Source organism: Leifsonia sp. NPDC058292 (genome assembly GCF_042880955.1).
In the GTDB taxonomy this organism is placed as follows: domain Bacteria; phylum Actinomycetota; class Actinomycetes; order Actinomycetales; family Microbacteriaceae; genus Leifsonia.
Genome location: NZ_JBHVYL010000002.1, coordinates 16,107 through 36,289 on the forward strand (window position 1 = coordinate 16,107; position 20,183 = coordinate 36,289).

Annotated in this window: 17 protein-coding genes and 1 rRNA gene; 4 read left to right on the forward strand and 14 right to left on the reverse strand. The window is 66.5% G+C overall.

Features of this window, described 5'->3' with window-relative positions; translation table 11 throughout:
- Positions 1 to 151: 151 nt before the first annotated feature.
- The 6 genes from ACFVWR_RS02080 to ACFVWR_RS02105 all read right to left on the reverse strand — a co-directional run bounded on the left by ACFVWR_RS02080 (position 152) and on the right by ACFVWR_RS02105 (position 7,115).
- A 16S ribosomal RNA gene (locus ACFVWR_RS02080) occupies positions 152 to 1,675 on the reverse strand.
- Positions 1,676 to 2,359: 684 nt separating this feature from the next.
- Positions 2,360 to 3,418, reverse strand: a complete 1,059-nt coding sequence (gene ccsB / locus ACFVWR_RS02085; protein WP_387207478.1) for a c-type cytochrome biogenesis protein CcsB — start codon at positions 3,416 to 3,418, stop codon at positions 2,360 to 2,362.
- 9 nt (positions 3,419 to 3,427) lie between these two features.
- Complete coding sequence (locus ACFVWR_RS02090; RefSeq protein WP_387207480.1) at positions 3,428 to 5,071, reverse strand: cytochrome c biogenesis protein ResB; 1,644 nt, start codon at positions 5,069 to 5,071, stop codon at positions 3,428 to 3,430.
- Positions 5,055 to 5,795, reverse strand: a complete 741-nt coding sequence (locus ACFVWR_RS02095; protein ID WP_387207482.1) for a cytochrome c biogenesis CcdA family protein — start codon at positions 5,793 to 5,795, stop codon at positions 5,055 to 5,057. The genes ACFVWR_RS02090 and ACFVWR_RS02095 overlap by 17 nt, the downstream gene beginning before the upstream one ends.
- 1 nt (position 5,796) lies before the next feature.
- A complete protein-coding gene (locus tag ACFVWR_RS02100; protein WP_387207484.1) occupies positions 5,797 to 6,420 on the reverse strand; it encodes a TlpA family protein disulfide reductase in 624 nt (207 codons plus the stop codon).
- Positions 6,417 to 7,115, reverse strand: coding sequence for a histidine phosphatase family protein (locus ACFVWR_RS02105; protein WP_387207486.1), 699 nt, complete (start codon positions 7,113 to 7,115; stop codon positions 6,417 to 6,419). Before ACFVWR_RS02105 ends, ACFVWR_RS02100 begins: the two co-directional genes overlap by 4 nt.
- Before the next feature lie 121 nt (positions 7,116 to 7,236).
- On the opposite strand from ACFVWR_RS02105, the gene aspS reads away from it, so the two are divergent.
- Positions 7,237 to 8,550, forward strand: a complete 1,314-nt coding sequence (gene aspS / locus ACFVWR_RS02110) for an aspartate--tRNA(Asn) ligase (RefSeq protein ID WP_387207971.1) — start codon at positions 7,237 to 7,239, stop codon at positions 8,548 to 8,550.
- Here aspS and ACFVWR_RS02115 read toward each other — a convergent pair.
- Together ACFVWR_RS02115 and pip are read right to left on the reverse strand one after the other, a co-directional pair.
- On the reverse strand, positions 8,480 to 9,232 hold the full coding sequence (locus ACFVWR_RS02115; protein ID WP_387207488.1) for a RadC family protein: 753 nt from the start codon (positions 9,230 to 9,232) through the stop codon (positions 8,480 to 8,482). The two genes, aspS and ACFVWR_RS02115, sit on opposite strands and share 71 nt — an antisense overlap.
- Before the next feature lie 106 nt (positions 9,233 to 9,338).
- Positions 9,339 to 10,298, reverse strand: a complete 960-nt coding sequence (gene pip, locus ACFVWR_RS02120) for a prolyl aminopeptidase (protein WP_387207490.1) — start codon at positions 10,296 to 10,298, stop codon at positions 9,339 to 9,341.
- Between the two features lie 118 nt (positions 10,299 to 10,416).
- Between pip and ACFVWR_RS02125 the strand changes: the two genes are divergently transcribed.
- Positions 10,417 to 11,604, forward strand: a complete 1,188-nt coding sequence (locus ACFVWR_RS02125) for an acetyl-CoA C-acetyltransferase (protein WP_387207492.1) — start codon at positions 10,417 to 10,419, stop codon at positions 11,602 to 11,604.
- Positions 11,605 to 11,742: 138 nt separating this feature from the next.
- On the opposite strand, the gene ACFVWR_RS02130 is transcribed toward ACFVWR_RS02125, so the two are convergent.
- From ACFVWR_RS02130 to ACFVWR_RS02140, 3 genes are read right to left on the reverse strand one after another with little or no spacing between them, the layout of a single operon-like run.
- On the reverse strand, positions 11,743 to 12,870 hold the full coding sequence (locus ACFVWR_RS02130) for a bifunctional 2-methylcitrate synthase/citrate synthase (protein ID WP_387207494.1): 1,128 nt from the start codon (positions 12,868 to 12,870) through the stop codon (positions 11,743 to 11,745).
- Positions 12,871 to 12,895: 25 nt separating this feature from the next.
- Positions 12,896 to 13,795 carry a methylisocitrate lyase gene (gene prpB, locus ACFVWR_RS02135; RefSeq protein ID WP_387207496.1) on the reverse strand — a complete coding sequence of 300 codons (900 nt, stop codon included), beginning with the start codon at positions 13,793 to 13,795 and terminating at the stop codon, positions 12,896 to 12,898.
- The gene (locus ACFVWR_RS02140; RefSeq protein WP_387207498.1) at positions 13,795 to 15,366 is read right to left on the reverse strand and encodes an MmgE/PrpD family protein; all 1,572 of its coding nucleotides are present in this window, start codon (positions 15,364 to 15,366) and stop codon (positions 13,795 to 13,797) included. Before ACFVWR_RS02140 ends, prpB begins: the two co-directional genes overlap by 1 nt.
- A gap of 54 nt (positions 15,367 to 15,420) precedes the next feature.
- Here ACFVWR_RS02140 and ACFVWR_RS02145 point away from each other — a divergent pair, with 54 nt between their 5' ends.
- Entirely contained in the window at positions 15,421 to 16,059 is a 639-nt protein-coding gene (locus ACFVWR_RS02145; RefSeq protein ID WP_387207500.1) for a LysE family translocator, read from the forward strand.
- 130 nt (positions 16,060 to 16,189) lie between these two features.
- Here the strand turns inward: ACFVWR_RS02145 and ACFVWR_RS02150 are convergent, their stop codons facing one another.
- A complete protein-coding gene (locus ACFVWR_RS02150; RefSeq protein WP_387207502.1) occupies positions 16,190 to 16,723 on the reverse strand; it encodes a YbhB/YbcL family Raf kinase inhibitor-like protein in 534 nt (177 codons plus the stop codon).
- Entirely contained in the window at positions 16,720 to 17,544 is an 825-nt protein-coding gene (locus ACFVWR_RS02155; protein ID WP_387207504.1) for a polyprenol monophosphomannose synthase, read from the reverse strand. The genes ACFVWR_RS02150 and ACFVWR_RS02155 overlap by 4 nt, the downstream gene beginning before the upstream one ends.
- Positions 17,545 to 17,659: 115 nt before the next feature.
- On the opposite strand from ACFVWR_RS02155, the gene ACFVWR_RS02160 reads away from it, so the two are divergent.
- A complete protein-coding gene (locus ACFVWR_RS02160) occupies positions 17,660 to 18,547 on the forward strand; it encodes a rhodanese-related sulfurtransferase (protein ID WP_387207506.1) in 888 nt (295 codons plus the stop codon).
- Between the two features lie 7 nt (positions 18,548 to 18,554).
- On the opposite strand, the gene ACFVWR_RS02165 is transcribed toward ACFVWR_RS02160, so the two are convergent.
- Entirely contained in the window at positions 18,555 to 20,135 is a 1,581-nt protein-coding gene (locus ACFVWR_RS02165; protein ID WP_387207508.1) for a Na+/H+ antiporter, read from the reverse strand.
- Between the last annotated feature and the right edge of the window lie 48 nt (positions 20,136 to 20,183).

Genomic DNA, 20,183 nt, shown 5'->3' on the forward strand with positions numbered 1-20,183 from the left:
TTCCAACTCCGAAGAGCGTACTGACTTCGAGCCGTTCGGCTCCGCACCAATGTCAATGTTCCACCCATGAGCTACCAGCGAGAACGTGTGTCTCGATCTGGCGCCTGGACACCACTGCGTCTTACGACACGGGGTGCCAGATGCTCCTTAGAAAGGAGGTGATCCAGCCGCACCTTCCGGTACGGCTACCTTGTTACGACTTAGTCCTAATCACCGATCCCACCTTCGACGGCTCCTTCCACAAGGGTTAGGCCACCGGCTTCGGGTGTTACCGACTTTCATGACTTGACGGGCGGTGTGTACAAGGCCCGGGAACGTATTCACCGCAGCGTTGCTGATCTGCGATTACTAGCGACTCCGACTTCATGAGGTCGAGTTGCAGACCTCAATCCGAACTGAGACCGGCTTTTTGGGATTCGCTCCACCTTACGGTATTGCAGCCCTTTGTACCGGCCATTGTAGCATGCGTGAAGCCCAAGACATAAGGGGCATGATGATTTGACGTCATCCCCACCTTCCTCCGAGTTGACCCCGGCAGTCTCCTATGAGTTCCCACCATTACGTGCTGGCAACATAGAACGAGGGTTGCGCTCGTTGCGGGACTTAACCCAACATCTCACGACACGAGCTGACGACAACCATGCACCACCTGTTTACGAGTGTCCAAAGAGTTGACTATTTCTAGCCCGTTCTCGTATATGTCAAGTCTTGGTAAGGTTCTTCGCGTTGCATCGAATTAATCCGCATGCTCCGCCGCTTGTGCGGGCCCCCGTCAATTCCTTTGAGTTTTAGCCTTGCGGCCGTACTCCCCAGGCGGGGAACTTAATGCGTTAGCTGCGACACGGAGACCGTGGAATGGTCCCCACATCTAGTTCCCAACGTTTACGGCGTGGACTACCAGGGTATCTAATCCTGTTCGCTCCCCACGCTTTCGCTCCTCAGCGTCAGTTACGGCCCAGAGATCTGCCTTCGCCATCGGTGTTCCTCCTGATATCTGCGCATTCCACCGCTACACCAGGAATTCCAATCTCCCCTACCGCACTCTAGTCTGCCCGTACCCACTGCAGGCCCGAGGTTGAGCCTCGGGATTTCACAGCAGACGCGACAAACCGCCTACGAGCTCTTTACGCCCAATAATTCCGGACAACGCTTGCACCCTACGTATTACCGCGGCTGCTGGCACGTAGTTAGCCGGTGCTTTTTCTGCAGGTACCGTCACTTTCGCTTCTTCCCTACTAAAAGAGGTTTACAACCCGAAGGCCGTCGTCCCTCACGCGGCGTTGCTGCATCAGGCTTGCGCCCATTGTGCAATATTCCCCACTGCTGCCTCCCGTAGGAGTCTGGGCCGTGTCTCAGTCCCAGTGTGGCCGGTCACCCTCTCAGGCCGGCTACCCGTCGTAGGCTTGGTGGGCCGTTACCTCACCAACTACCTGATAGGCCGCGAGTCCATCCTTGACCGAAATTCTTTCCACGTACAGGAGATGCCTCCGTACGTCGTATCCGGTATTAGCTTCCGTTTCCGGAGGTTATCCCAGAGTCAAGGGCAGGTTACTCACGTGTTACTCACCCGTTCGCCACTAATTCCCCAGAGCAAGCTCCGGGTTCATCGTTCGACTTGCATGTGTTAAGCACGCCGCCAGCGTTCGTCCTGAGCCAGGATCAAACTCTCCGTAAATGTTTGATTGCACGAGACGCAAGCGTCTCGGCACATCTAGTGCTTCGAGCCACCGGAATGGGTGACATCTCAGCAAGTTTGAAACTGACAGAACAAATCATTACTGACTTGCTTTGTTGTTTTAATCTGTTTCCAAAGGAATCTCTTGCTTAGCCGAAGCTAAGCGTCGAGGTTTTTGGCATTTGACATTGTGCACGCTGTTGAGTTCTCAAGGATCGGACGCTCCCAGTTTCTGACCTCTCGGCCGTCTCTCTGGGGCAACTTCTCTACCTTACCACTCTCCGTCAGTTTGTCAAGTCGGCCGTTTCGTGTTCTCGCGGCGGTCCTTATCTGGACGCAACCGTTTCACACGATCCGAGTCGGTTAGACCTGCTCAGTGAGTGGGGTTTATATCCTAAGCATTCCGGGCGCTCTCAATCAAGTTGAGATTTGCCGTTAGGCTAAGGATTCGGTCCCGCTTGAGGCCGGGGAGCTCTTCGGCTCTCCCGCACCTTTGGGGTGACAAGTAAGTACTTTACGCAGGTCCCCAGGGGCTCGCAAATCTGCACTGCAGCCCGGGCGTGTCGCACCCCCGCATCCGCGTCATCCCGCGGATCTAGCAGGTTCGGCGGCGCTTAAACGACGAAGAGCGCGTGATGCACACGCGCTCTTCGTCTGTCGGAAACTTGCTTCCGGATCCGCCGGTTACAGACCCGAGTAGGCGTGCAACCCCTTGAAGAAGACGTTGACGATGCCGAAGTTGAACATCACCGCGGAGAACCCGATGATCGCGAGCCACGCGGAACGCGACCCGCGCCACCCGCGAGTGGCTCGTGCGTGGATGTAGCCGGCGTAGATCACCCAGATGATGAACGTCCAGACTTCCTTGGTGTCCCAACCCCAATACCGACCCCACGCCTTCTCGGCCCAGACCGCTCCGGCGATGAGTGTGAACGTCCAGGCGATGAAACCGAAGATGTTCACCCGGTAGGCGAGGTTCTCGAGAGTCTTCGCCGTCGGTAGGGTCGCGAGGAACTTGAACTGCTGCGGCACGGAGTCTTCGATCTGCCGTTCGCGTCGGGCCTGCAGCAGCTGCAGACCAGAGAGGGCGAACCCGAGAGCGAAGAACGCGGTGCCCAACACCGCGACGATGATGTGCAGCACCAGCCAGTACGACTGGAGCGCCGGTTGCAGCGGGACCACCGGAACGTAGTACCGCACGAGGGCGATGCCCAGCAGGATGAGCACGAGCCCGAGGACGAACGTGCCGAGGTACTTGAGGTCGAGCTTGAGATTCACGACGAGGAAGACGCCGATGATGACGAGGGTTCCCGTCATCGAGAACTCCCACATGTTCGCCCACGGCACCCGGTCGGCCGCGATGCCTCGCAGCACCGTTGCAGCCAGGTGGAAGGCGAATCCCACGATCGTGATGACGAAGGCGGCCCGCATACTGAACGAGATCGCGCCCCCGTTGGCGACATCGTCTTCGACGCGCGATGTGATGCGCGTGCTCAGGCGGGTGAGGGTCGTCGTCGCGCCACCCGAGCTCTCGTTCGCCGTGACGACGGTCGGCGGCGCGGCCGACGCGCGCCCCGCATCCGTTCGCCGTGCCACTGCACTAGGCACGATGGCTGCTTCTTCGGCCGTGGCCCGCGCGCCCCGCCGCGCGAGATCGAGGGCGAACGCGACGAACGCGAGCACATAGATGCCCATCGCCGCGTAGATGAAGACGGTTGAGAGCTGAGCGAGGATGTCAGTCACGGTGTAAGCCTAAGTGTTTTCTGTTCGGGTGCGAGCGGAACTTCGGGTGAGCCCCGCGGCGTGCTGTTCGGCGATCGTCTCGATCGCCGATTCGAGATTCGGGTCTTCCCCTCGGGCCAGTCCTGCGTACTCCAGAGTGACGGACCCGTCGGCGTTGTCGACCGCTTTGACCCAGATCCGCCGGCGCGGAACGAACAGGGCCGTCAGCAGCCCGCCGAAGATGAGGATCGCGAACAGCAGCACCCAGCCCTGGGCGGGATCGCTGTGGATGTCGAGGCCGACATAGCGTTTCACTCCGTCGACGGAGACCGTGCCCAGCCCATCCGGAAGTTGGACGGTCTGGCCCGGCGCTATCTCCAGCGATTTCGTGGCGGTGCCCGGTCCGGCCACCTGCTTCATCTTGTCGGTGTTCAGGCTGTACACGTTCTGCGGAACGCCGTCGTCGAGGCCGAGACTTCCGACGTAGACGTTGAGCGTGACGAGCGGATCGCGCAGGTCGGGGAAGATCGACGCCATCGCTCCCGCCGCTGTCTGGCTGTCACCCTTGGTCGGATAGAAGAAGCCGGTCATCCCCACCTGCTGGGCCAGGCCGTCGGGCACCTTGATCGTGCCGAGCGAGGTGTTGTTGGTGTCTTGCGAGCGGAACACCACGTCGTCCTGGAACACGATCTTGCCCTGCGGGTCTCGAACCGTCACCTCGGGGGCGTACGCGTTTCCGAGGAGATAGACGCTGGTGCCGCCGATCTCGAGCGGCTCGTTGACCTTGATGGTCTGCTTCTTCGGCGCTTGGCCCGGCTCCGTCGTCGTGACGTGGGCCGTGTAGTCGAGGGGGGTTCCCAGGGCGTTCTTGTTCTCGGTCTCGTACTTCACGTCGAGCTTGTCCACCCTGATTGAAAAGGGGATGAGCGAATCGCTGTTGAAGAACCGCCCCGGATTGAACGAGTTGTACGACGGGATGCTGTTGACGAACGACTGCCCCTCGATGACGATCTTCTGCCCGGTGAAGCCCAGTCCTCCGCCGAACCCGACCGCGAAAAGCACCCCGACGAGTGCGGTGTGGAACACGAGGTTGCCGGTCTCCCGCAGGTAGCCGCGCTCCGCCGAGACCGACGTCGAATTCGCATCCTGGTAGACCGCCACGCGATAGCCGGCCTTGCGGAGTACCGTACGTGCCGCCTCGATCGGCTCGGCGCCGTCAGCCGCCGCCTCGGCGGGAAGCAGCCGCGCGCGGAAGCCCGCCATGCGGGTGAGTCGCACCGGTGTACGAGGAGGTTTCGCCCGTAGCGCGTTCAGGTGGTGCTTGGTGCGCGGGATGATGCAACCGATGAGCGAGACGAACAGCAGCAGGTAGATCGCCGAGAACCACGCCGACGTGTAGACGTCGAACGCTTGAAGCTTGTCGAGTAAGGGCGCGATGTCCGGATGCTCGGTGAAGTAGTTCGCGACACCGTTCGGGTCGGAGCTTCGCTGGGGCACCAGGGATCCTGGCACCGCGGCGATCGCGAGCAGCAGGAGCAGGAACAACGCCGTGCGCATGCTCGTGAGCTGTCGCCAGAACCACCGCGACCAGCCCACGAAGCCGAGTTTGGGCTGAACGACGTTCGGGTCTTCGCGCGGTGGCGCGGAATCGATGTGGTCAGAGGGCCGGCTCAAAACCTGTGATCACCGCCAAGAATTGTGACATCAGCGCGCTCCAGACGCCGGTCGCCATCAGAATTCCGATGATGACCAGCAGCACGCCGCCGATGATGTTGATGGCACGGATGTGCCGTTTGAGGAATGCGACCGATCCGGTGACCCACTCGAAGCCGAGGGCGACGAGCAGGAACGGGATGCCGAGGCCGATGCAATAGAAGAGCCCGAGCAGCGCACCACGCCACGGCGATCCGCTTCCGACGCTGAGCGCACTGATCGCCGCGAGCGTCGGCCCGATGCAGGGTGTCCAGCCGAGGCCGAACACGATGCCGAGCAGAGGCGCGCCGATGAGCCCGGTGGCCGGGCGCCAGGTGGGCTTGATCGTGCGCTGGAGGAAGGAGAACTGCCCGATGAACACCAGGCCCATGATGATGACGAGCACCCCGAGGATCCGGATGACCACCTCTTGCCAGCGCACCAGCCACAGGCCGAGCGCACCGAAGGCGGCGCCGTAGGCGATGAAGACGATGGCGAAGCCGAGGATGAAGAGCGCCACTCCGGTCAGCAATCGCGAGCGGTCGCGCTTCTCCCCCGTTCCGCTGAACCCGCCGACGTAGGCGAGGTAACCCGGAACGAGTGGAAGCACGCACGGCGACGCGAACGAGACGAGCCCGGCCAGCACGGCGATGGGCAGTGCGAGTAACAGCTGTCCACTGAAGACGATCTCTCCGACGCTTCCCACCTCAGTCGGTCTCGGCGAGAGCGTCGGAGATGAGCGAGTCGAGGATGCTCGCGTCGGGGATGGCGCCGAGGATGCGCGCCGCGACGCGACCCTTCTTGTCGACGACCAGCGTTGTCGGAGTGGCCTTCGGCGGAACCGTTTTACTGAAGGCGAGCAGCACCGACCCGGTGTCACGGTCGAGCACCGACGGATAGGTGACGCCCTTCTCCTTCTCGAAGCTGGCGGCCGTTCCCACGGAGTCGTAGAGGTTGACGCCGAGGAAACCGACACCGTCGGCTTTGTATTTCTGCGAGAGCTTCTCGAGCTCCGGCGCCTCGACCCGGCACGGCGGGCATCCCGCGTACCAGAAGTTGACGACGAGCACCTTGCCCGCGTAGTCCTTCGAGCTGACGGGCGTGCCGTCGGCGACCTTTCCGCTGAAGCTCACGGCCTCGCCGCGGTTGTCGGCCGCGAACTCGGTGACTGTTCCGTCACCGGCGATGTAGTTCTGGCCGTTGCCCGAGCGGTACTGCTCGGCGAGCTTGTCGGTCGTGCATCCGGTGAGCAGGAGCGCCGCCGCCGCGACGGTGGCAACGAGAGGCGCCAGGATGCGGGCGCGGGTGCGGGTGCGGGTGCGGCGCGTCATACGGCCCCCACATCGGTGGCCGCGGCCTGCAGATCGGCAGCCGGTTCCGCGTAGCCGACCTCGACCAGCCGGAGCTCGGTGCCCGGCGGCTCCGTCGGCTCGGGATCGCCAGGTCGGCGCTGTACGACGACGGGGAGCTCCTGTCGCTCGAACGTGGTGATGCTCGACAGGGCGCAACGGCGCTTGCGCGGGTCGTGCCAGAACTTTTCGCCGGCGACGGAGAGGTGCGCGACCCAGATCGGGAGCTGGTGGCTGACGAGAATCACATCGCCCTCGTCGACCGAGTCGAACGCGTCGTCGATGGCGGCGATCATCCGTTTCTCGATGCTCGTGTACGCCTCGCCCCACGTCGGCCGGGCCGGATTGATGAGGAAGGGCCAGTTCACCGGGTTCTTGAGCGCCCGCGACATCACGGTGCCCTCGAAGTGGTTGGTCGGCTCGATGATGCGCTCGTCGATCTCCGGCGTCAGAGCGAAGGCTGTCGCGATCGGGGCGGCGGATTCGCGAGTGCGCTGCAGAGGAGACATCCGTAGCAGGGTGGTCGCGCGGCCTCTCGTCGCGAGGTGGTCGGCCGCCGCGGCGGCCATGCGATGCCCGAGCTTGGAGAGGCCGAAGCCCGACAGCCTGCCGTACAGGATGCCGTCGGGATTGAACACCTCGCCGTGACGGACCAGGTGTACTTGGCTTGCTACCACTGCTCCAGTCTACGGAGGGCAATACCTTGAATTCACTGAGCGCGGGCTCGGGCGCTGCAGCGAGGGCCTCCGGAGGCACTAAGGGCTGACGGTAAGCTTGGCTCTCGTGACTGAGCGCGTAGTGATCAAAGACCTGGCCGCCTCCCCCGACGGCCCCGTGACCGTTTCTGGATGGGTCGAGACCGTTCGCGACCAGAAGAAGGTGCAGTTCGTCGTCCTGCGCGACGAGTCGGGCGCCGTTCAGCTCGTGAACCCCCGCACAGTCGATGCCGACGGCGCCGTGGTCGCGGACGAACCCGCCACCACCATCTCCGGTCTCGCGCAGGGCAGCTTCGTCACCGCGACCGGCGAGCTGAAGCACGACGAGCGAGTGAAGCTGGGCGGCATCGAGATCAAGCTCTCCACGCTGACCGTCGAGTCGGCCGCCATCCCCGAAACCCCGATCGCCGCGGACAGCGGGATCGACAAGCGCATGGACTGGCGCTTCCTCGACCTGCGCGAGCCGAAGAACAACCTCATCTTCCGCGTGCAGACGACGTTCGAGCACGCTCTGCGCGACTACTGGGTGAAGAACGACTTCATCGAGCTGCACACGCCGAAGCTCATGGCCAGCCCGAGCGAGTCTCGCGCCGAGCTGTTCGAGGTCGGCTACTTCGACACGACCGCCTATCTGTCGCAGAGCCCGCAGTTCTTCAAGCAGATGGCGCAGCCGGCCGGCTTCGGCAAGGTGTTCGAGATCGGCCCGGCTTTCCGCGCCGACCCCAGCTTCACCAGCCGTCACGCCACCGAGTTCACCAGCGTCGACGCCGAGGTCAGCTGGATCGACAGCCACGAAGACGTGATGACCTTGCACGAGAACCTCATCGTCGCCGGATTCACCGCGGTGAAGGAGAAGCACGGCGAGCAGATCAAGGAGCTGTTCGACGTGGAGGTCGAGGTGCCTTCGACGCCGTTCCCGCGCATCCCGCTGGCCGAGGCGAAGCGCATCGTGGCCGAGCGAGGCTACGAGGTTCCTCGTCACGACGACGACATGGACCCCGAGGGCGAGCGTCAGATCTCCGCCTACGTCAAGGAGACCTACGGTCACGAGTTCGTCTTTCTGACCGACTACGCCTCGAGCATCCGGCCGTTCTACCACATGCGGCACGAGGGCGACCCGTCGATCACGAAGAGCTACGACCTCATCTTCAACGGTGTCGAGATCTCGACCGGCGCACAGCGCGAGCACCGCATCGACGTGCTCGAGGCACAGGCCCGCGAGAAGGGGCTCGACCCCGAAGAACTCGGGTTCTACCTCGACTTCTTCCGCTACGGAGTGCCGCCTCACGGCGGTTTCGGCATGGGGCTCGCCCGCGTGCTGATGCTCATGCTGCACCTCGCGAACCTGCGCGAGACGACCTACCTGTTCCGGGGCCCGACCCGCCTGCTCCCGTAGCCGCTCTGGGCTGAAGGGCCGCCCATTCGTCGCCCGCGACGAGGATGTGTCCCAGGAATCGCAGACCGATCGTGGCGGCCGCCTGGTCGAGCCGTCTCGTGACGGTGACGTCGGCCACGCTCGGCTCGAGGCTGCCGCTGGGATGGTTGTGGGCGACGCCGAACGATCGACCGCCGCGGGTGAGCACGGCCTGAAGCACTTCGGCGGGCTCGATCGAGGTCTGGTGGATGCCGCCGTCGCGCAACAGCACGATCTCGATAGGCCGACCCGCGCGGTCGGCGACCACGACCACGAAGCGCTCACCATCTCGGTGCAGCAGCTCGGGCCTGACGATGGCGGCGACGGCCTCGTGATCGACCAGTCTCGTCCAGGCCGAAGAGGTTCCTGCCCGGCGCCAGATCTCGATGATGGCGACGAGCTTGCCGGCCGTGGCCGGACCGACGCCCGGCAGTATCTCCAGGCGGGCGAAGTCCATCGTGGCGAGGCCGGGGAAACCTCCGGTTTTTCGAAGAATCGAACGCGCTGATGCGATGACACTGCGCCCGGGCTGGCCTGATCCCAGCACGAGGGCGAGCACTTCGTCGTCGGTGAGGGCGCCGACGCCGAGGCGCCGCATTCTCTCCCTGGGTCGATCGTGTATCGGCACATCGGCGAACGACTCCTCCTGATCGTTGTTCGGCATGACCCCAACCTAGAAATCAGGGGCGGTCCCGTTCGATGCCGATCAGCAATCTGTGGAGAACTCTTCGCCGCGGCCGCCTGTGGAGAACCCACGCGCACCCGCGCGATCAGGGCGCGTCGGCGAAGCGCTCCGCTGCCGCCAACTGGAGTCGCATCGTCTCCGCGCTCCCCTGGTGGCCGGCCGAGCCCACGATGTGGAGCTCGGCATCCGGCCAGGCCTCGGCCAGCAACCACGGCACGTCCACCGGTCCGCCGAGGTCGAACCTGCCGTGAATCAGCACCCCGGGGATGCCGGCCAGACGATCCGCGTCGCGCAACAACTGCCCCTCCTCGAGCCACGCCCCGTTGCTGAAGTAGTGCGTGACGATGCGGGCGAACTGCATCCGGAAACCCGCGTCGCGGTACCGCTCGCTCGGCGCCCAGCCCGGCTCGAGTGACACGGCCGCGTCCTCCCAGTCGGTCCAGAACTGGGCCGCCCGGAACTGCACCTGCGGGTCGTGCGACGAGTTCAGCAGCTCGTCGTAAGCCGCGACCAGGTCGCCGTCACGCGCATTCTCGGGCACACCGTCGCGAAAAGCACGCCACTCCTCGGGCAGATAGCGACCGACCTCGTGGTAGAGCCAGTGCACGTCGGAGCGGCGGGTCATCGTGACCGACACGAGGATCATCGCCCGCACCCGCTGCGGATGGCGCTCGGCGTACGCGAGCGCGAGAGTGCATCCCCACGACCCGCCCCAGACGACCCAGCGCTCGACGCCGAGGTGCAGACGCAACGACTCGAGGTCGGCGATCAGGTGTTCGGTGGTGTTCGCCGAGAGGTCCACGGACGGGTCTGCCGCGGACGGCGTGCTGCGGCCGCAGTTGCGCTGGTCGAACTGCACGATCAGGTACTTCTCCGGGTTCCAGGTGCGGCGGCCGCCCGGCGTCGAGCCCGAGCCGGGCCCGCCGTGCAAGACCACGACCGGTGTGCCGGAAGGGTTGCCGCTGGTCTCCCAATACAGTTCGTTCCCGTCGCCGACCGGGAGCATCCCAGTGGCGAAGGGTTCGATCGGGGCGAAGCGCTCCATGGGTCTCCTCGTTCATTGGCGAGGTGTCAGGCTATCGCGGGCTGCGGCGCCGGCGACGGTGTGAGATGGTGAAAGGAGAACCGGCCACAAGCCGCCGAACGGCCACGAAGGAGTCGCCATGAACAGTCCACGAGACGTCGTCATCCTGTCTGCTGCACGCACCCCGCAGGGAAAGCTCAAAGGTGCGCTCGCCTCCCTGAGCGCTGTCGAGCTCGGTGCGGTCGCACTGAAGAAGGCACTTGCCGATTCGGGCCTGGATGCGGAAGCGGTGGATGCGGTCATCTTCGGCCAGGTGCTCCAGGCGGGCGCCGGTCAGAACCCTGCGCGGCAGACCGCGATCGCCGCCGGAATCGGCTGGAACGTGCCGGCCGTCACCATCAACAAGGTGTGCCTCTCGGGGCTGGCGGCCGTGATCGACGCGGCGCGGCTCATCCGCGCAGGCGAGGCCGAGGTGGTCGTCGCGGGCGGTCAGGAGTCGATGACCAACGCGCCCCACGTGCTGCCCGGCTCGCGCACCGGCTGGAACTACGGCTCGATCACCGCCCTCGACTCCGCGGCGCACGACGGACTGACGGATGCGTTCGACGGCATCTCGATGGGAGCGTCGACCGAGTCGTACACCGAGAAGCTCGGGCTCACGCGCGAGGCGCAGGACGAGTTCGCCGCCGCATCCCACCGCCGGGCGGGCGAAGCCGCTGCCTCAGGGGCGTTCGACGACGAGATCGCGGCGGTCAGCATCCCGCAGCGCAAGGGCGAGCCGGTGGTCGTTCGCGAAGACGAGGGCGTGCGGCCCGACTCGACGGCAGACGTTCTGGGTCGACTGCGCGCGAGCTTCTCCGAAGGCGGCACACTCACGGCGGGCAACTCGTCGCCGCTGAGCGACGGGGCGGCGGCGCTCGTGCTCACCAGCCGGGAGAACGCGGAACGCCGGGGACTGACGTGGCTCGCCGTCGTCGGCGCGAGCGGGCAGGTCGCCGGGCCCGACAACTCGCTGCACTCGCAGCCGTCGAACGCGATCTCGGCCGCGCTGGCGAAAGCCGGCTGGAGTGTTGACGACCTCGACCTGGTGGAGATCAACGAGGCGTTCGCGGCCGTCGCGCTGCAGTCGATGGCAGACCTGGGGCTGGATGCCGAGAAGGTCAACATCCACGGAGGTGCGATCGCGCTCGGTCACCCGATCGGCGCATCCGGGGCCCGGCTCGCGGTGCACGCGGCGCACGAGTTGGCGCGACGCGGGGACGGCCGGGCGGCGGTTGCGCTCTGCGGTGGCGGCGGGCAGGGCGAGGCGCTGCTGCTTTCGCGCTGAGCGACTGGACGGAGAAATCGGGCGGCGCGCCGGTGGGATGACCGGCGCGCCGGTCATTTGCGGGCGGGTGCCCCAAATCTCCGACGCGAAACCGGCGGGCCAGGCCAGGTGGCGGGCCGGGGCAGCAGAGCAGGCGGGTCAGCGGGACAGGTGGCGTTCGGCGGGGCCGTTGTAGAGGGAGAGCGGCCGGATGAGGGAGTTGGCCGCGTACTGCTCGAAGATGTGGGCTGTCCAGCCGGCGACGCGCGCGGCGGCGAAGAGCGGCGTGAACGTCTCGGTGTCGAACCCCATGAGGTTGTACGCGGGGCCCGACGGGTAGTCGAGGTTCGGCTTGATGTTCTTGCGGTCGCCCATCGCCTGCTCGAGCGCGTTGTAGAGGTCGAGCACATCTCGGCGGTCGTAGTGGTCGGCGAGCTTCTCGAGCGCGGCCTTCATGGTAGGGACCCGGGAGTCGCCGTTCTTGTAGACCCGGTGGCCGAATCCCATGATCTTGCGCTTCTCGGCGAGAGCGTCGTCGAGCCACGCCTCGGCCTTGTCCGCCGTCTTGATCTCGTCGAACGCGTGCATGACCGCCTCGTTGGCGCCGCCGTGGAGCGGTCCCTTGAGAGCGCCGACCGCGCCGGTGACCGCCGAATAGACGTCGGACAGTGTCGAGGCGATCACCCGGGCGGTGAACGTGGAGGCGTTGAACGAGTGCTCGGCGTAGAGCACGAGGGAGACCCGGAAGGCGTCGACGACGACGTCGTCGGGGATCTCGCCGAACGTCATCCAGAGGAAGTTCTGCGAATAGTCGAGGTCGTCCCGTGGCTCGACCGGGTCGAGGCCGCGCCGGCGGCGCTGGTCGTAAGCCACGATGGTGGGCAGCTGCGCCAGGAGGTAGACCGCGCGACCCTCGTTCAGCTCGGGGTCGAGCACGGCGTCGGGCTTGGTGAGCGTGGCGTCGAGGCCGCCGAGCTGGCTGACGGCGCTGCGCACGACATCCATCGGATGCGCACTCACCGGAACATCGTCGATCGCTCGCTTGGTGCGCTCATCGAGGGGCCGCAACGAACGCTCCAGAGCCTCGAACGCGACGAGCTCATCGTCGGTCGGCAACTCGCCGTGCCAGAGCAGGAACGCGACCTCTTCGAACGAGCACTGCGCGGCGAGCTCCTGCACGGGGTAGCCGCGGTAGAGCAGAGAGTTGGTCTCGGGGTTCACGGACGAGACGGCCGTGGTGTCGACCACGACGCCGGCGAGGCCTTTGTGGATCTCGGGGTCTGTCATGCTGCTGCTCCTTCGCTGCGCGGTGTCACCGCTTGACCTCGAAGTTGTACACCGAGGTGTCGAACGCGTTGTATCCCTCGTAGTCAATCAGGTCGTACAGTTCGGCGCGATGCTGCATCTCGCCGAGCTTCGGCTCGAGGGTGCCCTCGGCGAGCAGCTGGTCGAGTCCACGCTCCGCCGCGCCCATGGCCAGCCGCAGCAACGACACGGGCCAGATCACGATGTTCACTCCGACGTCACGCAACTGGTCGACCGTGAACAGGTCGCTCTTGCCGAATTCGGTCATGTTGGCGAGCATCGGAACGTCGATGGCGGCGCGAACCGCCTCGAACTCGGACAGGTCGGCCATCGCCTCGGGGAAGATCGCGTCGGCCCCGGCGTCGACGAGCGCCTTCGCCCTGTCGATCGCCGCCGCCAGCCCGTCGACGGCGCGGATGTCGGTGCGCGCCATGATCAGCAGGTTCGGGTCACGCCGGGCGTCGGCGGCCGAACGGATGCGTTTCAGCGCGGTGTTCTCGTCGACGACCTGCTTGCCGTCGAGGTGCCCGCACCGCTTGGGGTTCACCTGGTCTTCGATGTGCAGGCCGGCGACCCCCGCGTCTTCGAGCGTCTGCACGGTGCGCGCGACGTTCATCGGCTCGCCGAACCCCGTGTCGGCGTCGACCAGAGCCGGCAGGTCGGTCATGCGCGCGATCTGCGCTGACCGGCCGGCCACCTCGGTGAGGGTGGTGAGACCGATGTCGGGCAGGCCGAGGTCGGCGCTCAGCACCGCGCCCGAGATGTAGACGCCATCGAAGCCCTTGCGCTCGATCAGGCGCGCGGAGAGCGGGTTGAACGCGCCGGGCATCCGGATGAGCTCCCCCGAATCGAGGCGAGCGCGGAAGGCCGCACGCTTCTCGTGGGCGGGAACGCGGGAGTACAGCATCAGAAGAGTCCCTTCGGGGCCGGGATGGTCGCGAGCAGTCCCGGTTTCGCGGTGATGGTGAGACCGCCGAGCTCGTCGGAGGTGAGCTCGGGGAGGCGCTCGGCGACTGAGAGGAACCGCTCGATCTCGGCGGGTTCGAGCACGTCGGCGGCGAGCATCCGGAACTTCTGCACATAGTCGGCACGCGCGAACGGGCGGGCGCCGAGCGGATGCGCGTCGGCGACGGCGATCTCGTCGGTGACCACAGTTCCGTCGGTGAGGTGGATCTCGACACGGCCACCGAACGCCTTCTCGGCCGGGTCGATCGAGTGGTACCGGCGGGTCCACTCCGGGTCTTCCGTGGTGGTCACCTTGTGCCACAGCTCCACCGTGTCGGAGCGGCCCGCGCGCTCGGGAAGGTACGACTCGACGTGATGCCAGCCGCCATCCTGCAGTGCGACGGTGAAGATGTACGGGATCGAGTGGTCGAGGGTCTCGCGCGAGGCAGTCGGGTCGTACTTCTGCGGGTCGTTCGCGCCCGAACCGATCACGAAGTGCGTGTGGTGGGAGGTGTGGATGAGGATGCTCGCCACGTTTCGCGGGTCGGCGACCTCGGGGTGCTCCCGGTGCAGCTTGCGCGCCAGGTCGATCCACGCCTGCGCCTGGTATTCGGCCGAGTGCTCTTTGGTGTAGCTGTCGAGGATGGCGCGCTTCGCCTCCCCCGGCTCGGGCAGCGGCACGTCGTAGCTCGCCTCGGGGCCGTCGAGCAGCCAGGCGATCACGCCGTCTTCGCCCTCGTAGATCGGGGTCGGGCTGGTCTCGCCCCGCATCGCCCGGTCGACCGCTTCGACGGCCATCTTGCCGGCGAACGCCGGGGCGTGCGCCTTCCAGCTGGAGATCTCGCCCTTGCGCGACTGTCGCGTCGCGGTCGTGGTGTGAAGCGCCTGGCCGACGGCCTGGAAGACGACCTCGGTGGGCAGGCCGAGCAGGGTTCCGATGCCGGCGGCGGCGCTCGGCCCCAGGTGGGCGACGTGATCGATCTTGTGGGCGTGGAGGCTGATCGCCTTGGCCAGGTCGATCTGGATCTCATACCCGGTGGCGATGCCGCGCACCAGGTCGCGACCAGTCAGGCCGAGCGCCCGGGCGGCGTGCTGCGCGACGGCGACGATGGGCGGGATGTTGTCACCCGGATGCGAGTACTCGGCAGCCAGAAACGTGTCGTGGTAGTCGAGCTCGCGCACGGCGACACCGTTCGCCCAGGCCGCCCACTCGGGCGACACGCGTCTCTGCTCGGGCTCGCCGAACACCGTGGAACCGTCTTGCGGGTGGCCGACCGCGTCGACCAGCTCTTCGAGCTCGCGCTGAGGAAGAGGATGCGCCAGCGCCTGCGCGCGGGCCGACACGACGGGCCGTCGGGTCAGCGACGCGGCAGCGACGGCCGCGTTGTCGATGACCCGGTTGATCACCATCTCGGTTACCTCGGGATCGACATCGACGGGGTCGACGGCGACCTCCGCGATGGCCCAGGCGAGCTGGTTCTGACGGGCGAGATTCTCTTCGCTTCTGTGCACGCGGACGTTGTGGAGCTTCACACCTCGAACCTACCCGCTGTAGCCGGGTCACGTTCCGGTGGGTAGCCTGTGCCCATGGTTCCTCCGACGTCTTTGCTGGCGTTCGCGCTCGCATCCCTCGCCCTCATCGTGATCCCGGGCCCGAGCGTGCTGTTCGTGATCGGGCGCTCGCTCTCTCTCGGGCGCGTCGGCGGCCTCCTCAGCGTCGTGGGGAACGCGCTCGGGATGCTGCCGCTCATCATCGCGGTGGCTCTCGGGATCGGGGCGGTCGTCGCGCAGTCGATCGTGCTGTTCACCGTGATCAAGTTCGCCGGAGCGGCGTACCTCGTCTACCTCGGCGTTCAGGCCATCCGCCACCGTCGCCACACCGCGGTCACGCACGAGGCGACGCCTCCGCGCCGCTCGCACTTGCGCATCCTCTCCGAAGGTTTCGTGGTGGGGCTGACCAACCCGAAATCGCTCGTGTTCTTCGTTGCTGTGCTGCCGCAGTTCGTCGACTACTCGGGCGCGTGGATCCCCGGCCAGATGTTCGAGCTCGGGGTCGTGTTCCTCCTGATCGCGCTGGCGTGCGACAGCGTATGGGCGCTGGCAGCGGGCACGGCTCGCGGATGGTTCGGCCGGTCGCCGAAGCGCGTGGAGCGCCTCGGGGCGACCGGCGGCGTGATGATGATCGGGCTGGGCGGGGTGCTGGCCTTCACCGGGGTCAAGCACTAGCGCCGGAGTTTTCGGCCGACGCGCCGGTGGTTCTTCCGTCGTGACGGTCGAATCGGCGAGGTGGGACGAGAACTCCGGCGCTAGCGAGGCGTTGCGAGCAGCCAGCAGTGAGCAGTGAGCAGGTTGTGGGCTAGATGTCGCCGTGTGTGGCCGTGGGGATGAGGACGGCGCGGGCCAGCGTGTGGAAGTGGGCGTTGAAGCCGAGCACGGCGGGCGTGGACGCGGGGTCGAGGTCGAGCCTGTCGACGTCGAGCGCGTGCACGACGACCGTGTAGTGGTGGGTGCCTGTTCCGGGCGGAGGCCCGGCGCCGGTGAAGCTCTTGGCTCCGAGCTCGTTCGACAGCATGGCCGCGCCCTGGGGCAGGGAGGCGCCGCCCTCGGCTCCGGCGCCGGCCGCGAGCGACGTGACGTCGGCAGGGATGTTGTACACGGCCCAGTGCCAGAAGCCCGAACCGGTCGGGGCGTCGGGGTCGTGGATCGTCACGGCGAAGCTCTTCGTCTCGGCAGGGAAACCCGACCAGCTCAGCTGTGGGGAAATGTCACCGCCGCCACCGCCGGCACCCCATTGCTCCCGGCCCAGAGGCCGGTCGTCGGCGATGTCGTCGCTGGTGAGCGCGAAGTGGGGAACGGCGCCGAAGCGCTCGAGAGGATCGTTCTCAGTCATGCCACAACGCTACGCCGACGGCCGAACCGGGCCGGAAGACCGGTGATCCCCCACCCGGTGACCCGGAGCATCGCCTCGGCGACGATGCCGCCGGTCATCTTCGATGCACCGAGCTCGCGCTCGACGAAGGTGATCGGAACCTCGGCCACCGTCAGGCCAGCATCGTATGCCCGACGAAGCATGTCGATCTGGAAGCAGTATCCCTGGCTCTCGACGTCGGCGAACTGGATGCGCCGCAGCGCCTCCGCCGTGAACGCCCGGTAGCCCCCGGTCACATCGCGGGCGGGGATGCCGAGCATGATGCGCGAGTACGCGCTTCCGCCGCGGGACAGCATCCGGCGACGGGCGGGCCAGTTCTCGACTCCGCCTCCGGCGACCCAGCGCGAGCCGAGCACGACGTCGGCGCCGGTGGCCTTCGCGTCGGTCGCGTCACCCGCGTCACCCGCGGCGGCCGTCTCGGGCGGCCGGAGGGCGGCGAGGAGCCGCGGCAGCTGCTCGGGCTTGTGGGAACCGTCGGCGTCCATCTCCACGATGCGGCCGTAGCCCTCCTGCAGCGCCCAGCGCATCCCTTCGCGGTAAGCGGCACCGAGGCCGTCTTTTCCGGCGCGGTGCAGCACGCGCACGTTGGGGTCGGCCGCGGCCAGCGCGTCGGCTATCGCGCCGGTGCCGTCGGGCGAGTTGTCGTCGACGACCAGAACCTCGACCTCGGGCGCGGCGGCGCGCACACGGGCCACGATCGGAGCGACGTTCTCGCGCTCGTTGTAGGTCGGGATGATCACGAGCGTGCGCACAGACCCATCCCGTTGTCCTGCGTTTGGCACGGCACCCCTTAAAGCATTGCGATTCAACGAACGACATGCAGCCTAACCCTCAGCCGCCCGGAGTCCATACCGACCGCTCGGAGACCACACAGACGGCGCCGCCTAGCATGGTTCGGTGCCGGTTGCGAAGATCATCCTCTATTACGCGTTCACGCCGCTGGCCGACCCAGAGGCGGTGCGGCTGTGGCAGCGCGACCTGTGCGAGGCGCTGGGACTGCGCGGACGCATCCTTCTCTCGGCCGACGGCATCAACGGCACGCTGGGCGGCGAGCTCGGCGCCGTCAAGAAGTACCTCCGCAAGACGAAGGACTATCCGGCGTTCAAGAACCTCGACGTCAAATGGAGCGAGGGCACCGGGCTCGATGAGAACGGACTGAGCGCGGACTTCCCCCGGCTGTCGGTGAAGGTGCGCGACGAGATCGTCAGCTTCGGAGCGCCCGGCGAGCTGCAGGTCGACGACTCCGGAGTCGTCGGCGGAGGAACCCGTCTCGACCCCGCCGCGCTGCACGAGCTGGTCGAGAAGCGGGACGACGTCGTCTTCTTCGACGGCCGCAACCGCTTCGAGGCGCAGATCGGGCACTTCAAGGGCGCGGTCGTGCCCGACGTGTCGACGACGCGGGACTTCGTCGCCGAGCTCGACAGCGGCAAGTACGACCATCTGAAAGACAAGCCCGTCGTGACGTACTGCACCGGCGGCATCCGCTGCGAGGTGCTCTCCGGTCTCATGAAGTCGCGCGGATTCGGCGAGGTGTACCAGCTCGACGGCGGCGTCGTCCGCTACGGCGAGACCTTCGGCGACGCCGGGCTCTGGGAGGGCTCGCTCTACGTGTTCGACGGCCGCGGCTCGCTCGACTTCACCGAGCAGGCGGCGGTCGTCGGCGCCTGCGTGGTCTGCGGCGAGGCGACCAACCGGATGCGCAACTGCGCCGACCCGTCGTGCCGCGAACAGCTCGTGGTGTGCGAGGCGGAGAGCGACGTGCGCTGCCCGGCCCACGCATCCTGAGCCGGCGTCACATCAGCGGCTTGCGCGGTCCCGACGACTTGAGCGCCGACTCCTCCGCGTCGAGGAAAGCCAGCACGGAGCGCACCGCGGGCTCCTGGTAGCGGCCCTCCGACCGCGCCTGCAACACGGCCTGGCGCTCGGCTTTGATCATCGAGCGACGCAGACGCTGGTACTCGACCGCCACATCCTCGCTCTCGTCTTGCGACGGGTTCTCGAGCGCGTCGGAGAGGAAGGCGGCGTTGATGCGGAGCCGCACCAGAACGCGCTCGTCTTCGTCTCCAGTGACCTGGCCGTCCAGATGACCGAGGCCGGCCGTCTGCGCCTCGGCGAGCAGGCGTTGCATCTCGCTGGCCTCCTGAGCGAAATCGGGCGGCGGCAGCTTGAGCCGGCGGATGATCCAGGGCAGGGCGAGGCCCTCGAGCAGCGTCGCCACCACCACGATGAAAGCGAGGAACTGCAGGAACTCGCGGTGCGGCGTCTCCTTCGGCAGGAGGAAGACCGCCGCGAGCGTGACCACTCCCCGGATGCCGGCGAACGACACCGCGATGCCGGTCGGCCAGTTCCAGCCGCGTTCCCGCAGCCGCTCGGGGCCGTAGCGGTAGACGGTCGTGGTCAGCACCATCCACAGCAGTCTTGCAAGGAAGAGGGTGAGCAGCACGACGGCACTGATCATGATCGTCTGCGGCACGGTGATGCCCGACGAGAAGGCGGAACGGAGGATGCCCGAGAGCTCGAGCCCGATGAACAGGAACACCGCGTTCTCGAGCAGGAACTGGATCGTGCGCCAGTTGATCGTCTCGGCTATTCGGGCTTCGGCGGTCTGGATGGTCGGCGAGCGGTACCCGAGGAACAGTGCGGCGACGACCACGGCGAGAAAGCCGGAGCCGTGCAAGAACTGCGCGGGGATGAACGCGAGGTACGGGGTGATCAGCCCGAGCGAGGTGTCGAGCACGGGCGCCCGCAACTGTTTGCGGATGGCCGCGAGCACGAAGCCGACGGCCAGACCGACGGCCACACCGACCACCACTGCCAGCACGAAGTCCCCGGCGATGGCCCACGGATTCACGACGCTCACGATCGCGGCGATCGTGGCGTTGAGGGCGACCAGGGCGGTGGCGTCGTTGAGCAGGCTCTCGCCCTCCAGCACCGTGACGAGACGTCTCGGCAGATGGAGGCGGCCGGCGATCGCGCTGACCGCCACCGTGTCCGTCGGCGCCACCACCGCCCCGAACGCGAATGCCGCGGCAAGGGTGAGCGTCGGCACGACCAGCCAGGTGGCGAAGCCGACGGCGATCACGGTGAAGATCACGAGGCCCACCGAGAGCAGCAGGATGCCGTCGCGCCTGGCCCGCACATCCACGAACGACGTCTGGATGGCCGCGGCGAACAGCAGCGGGGGCAGCAGGCCGTAGAGCACGAGCTCGGGCTCGATCTCGATGTGCGGAACCCCGGGGATGAACGATGCGACGGCCCCGACCGCGACCAGCACGACCGGCGACGACCAGCCCACACGGCGCGACAGCCCGGTGACCGTGACCGTCACGAGAACGAACGACACGATCCAGACGATTGTGGCGACCGGATCCATGGTGTTCATGATGGCGGCAACGCGGGCAGGGCGGCAATGTTTCCCGTG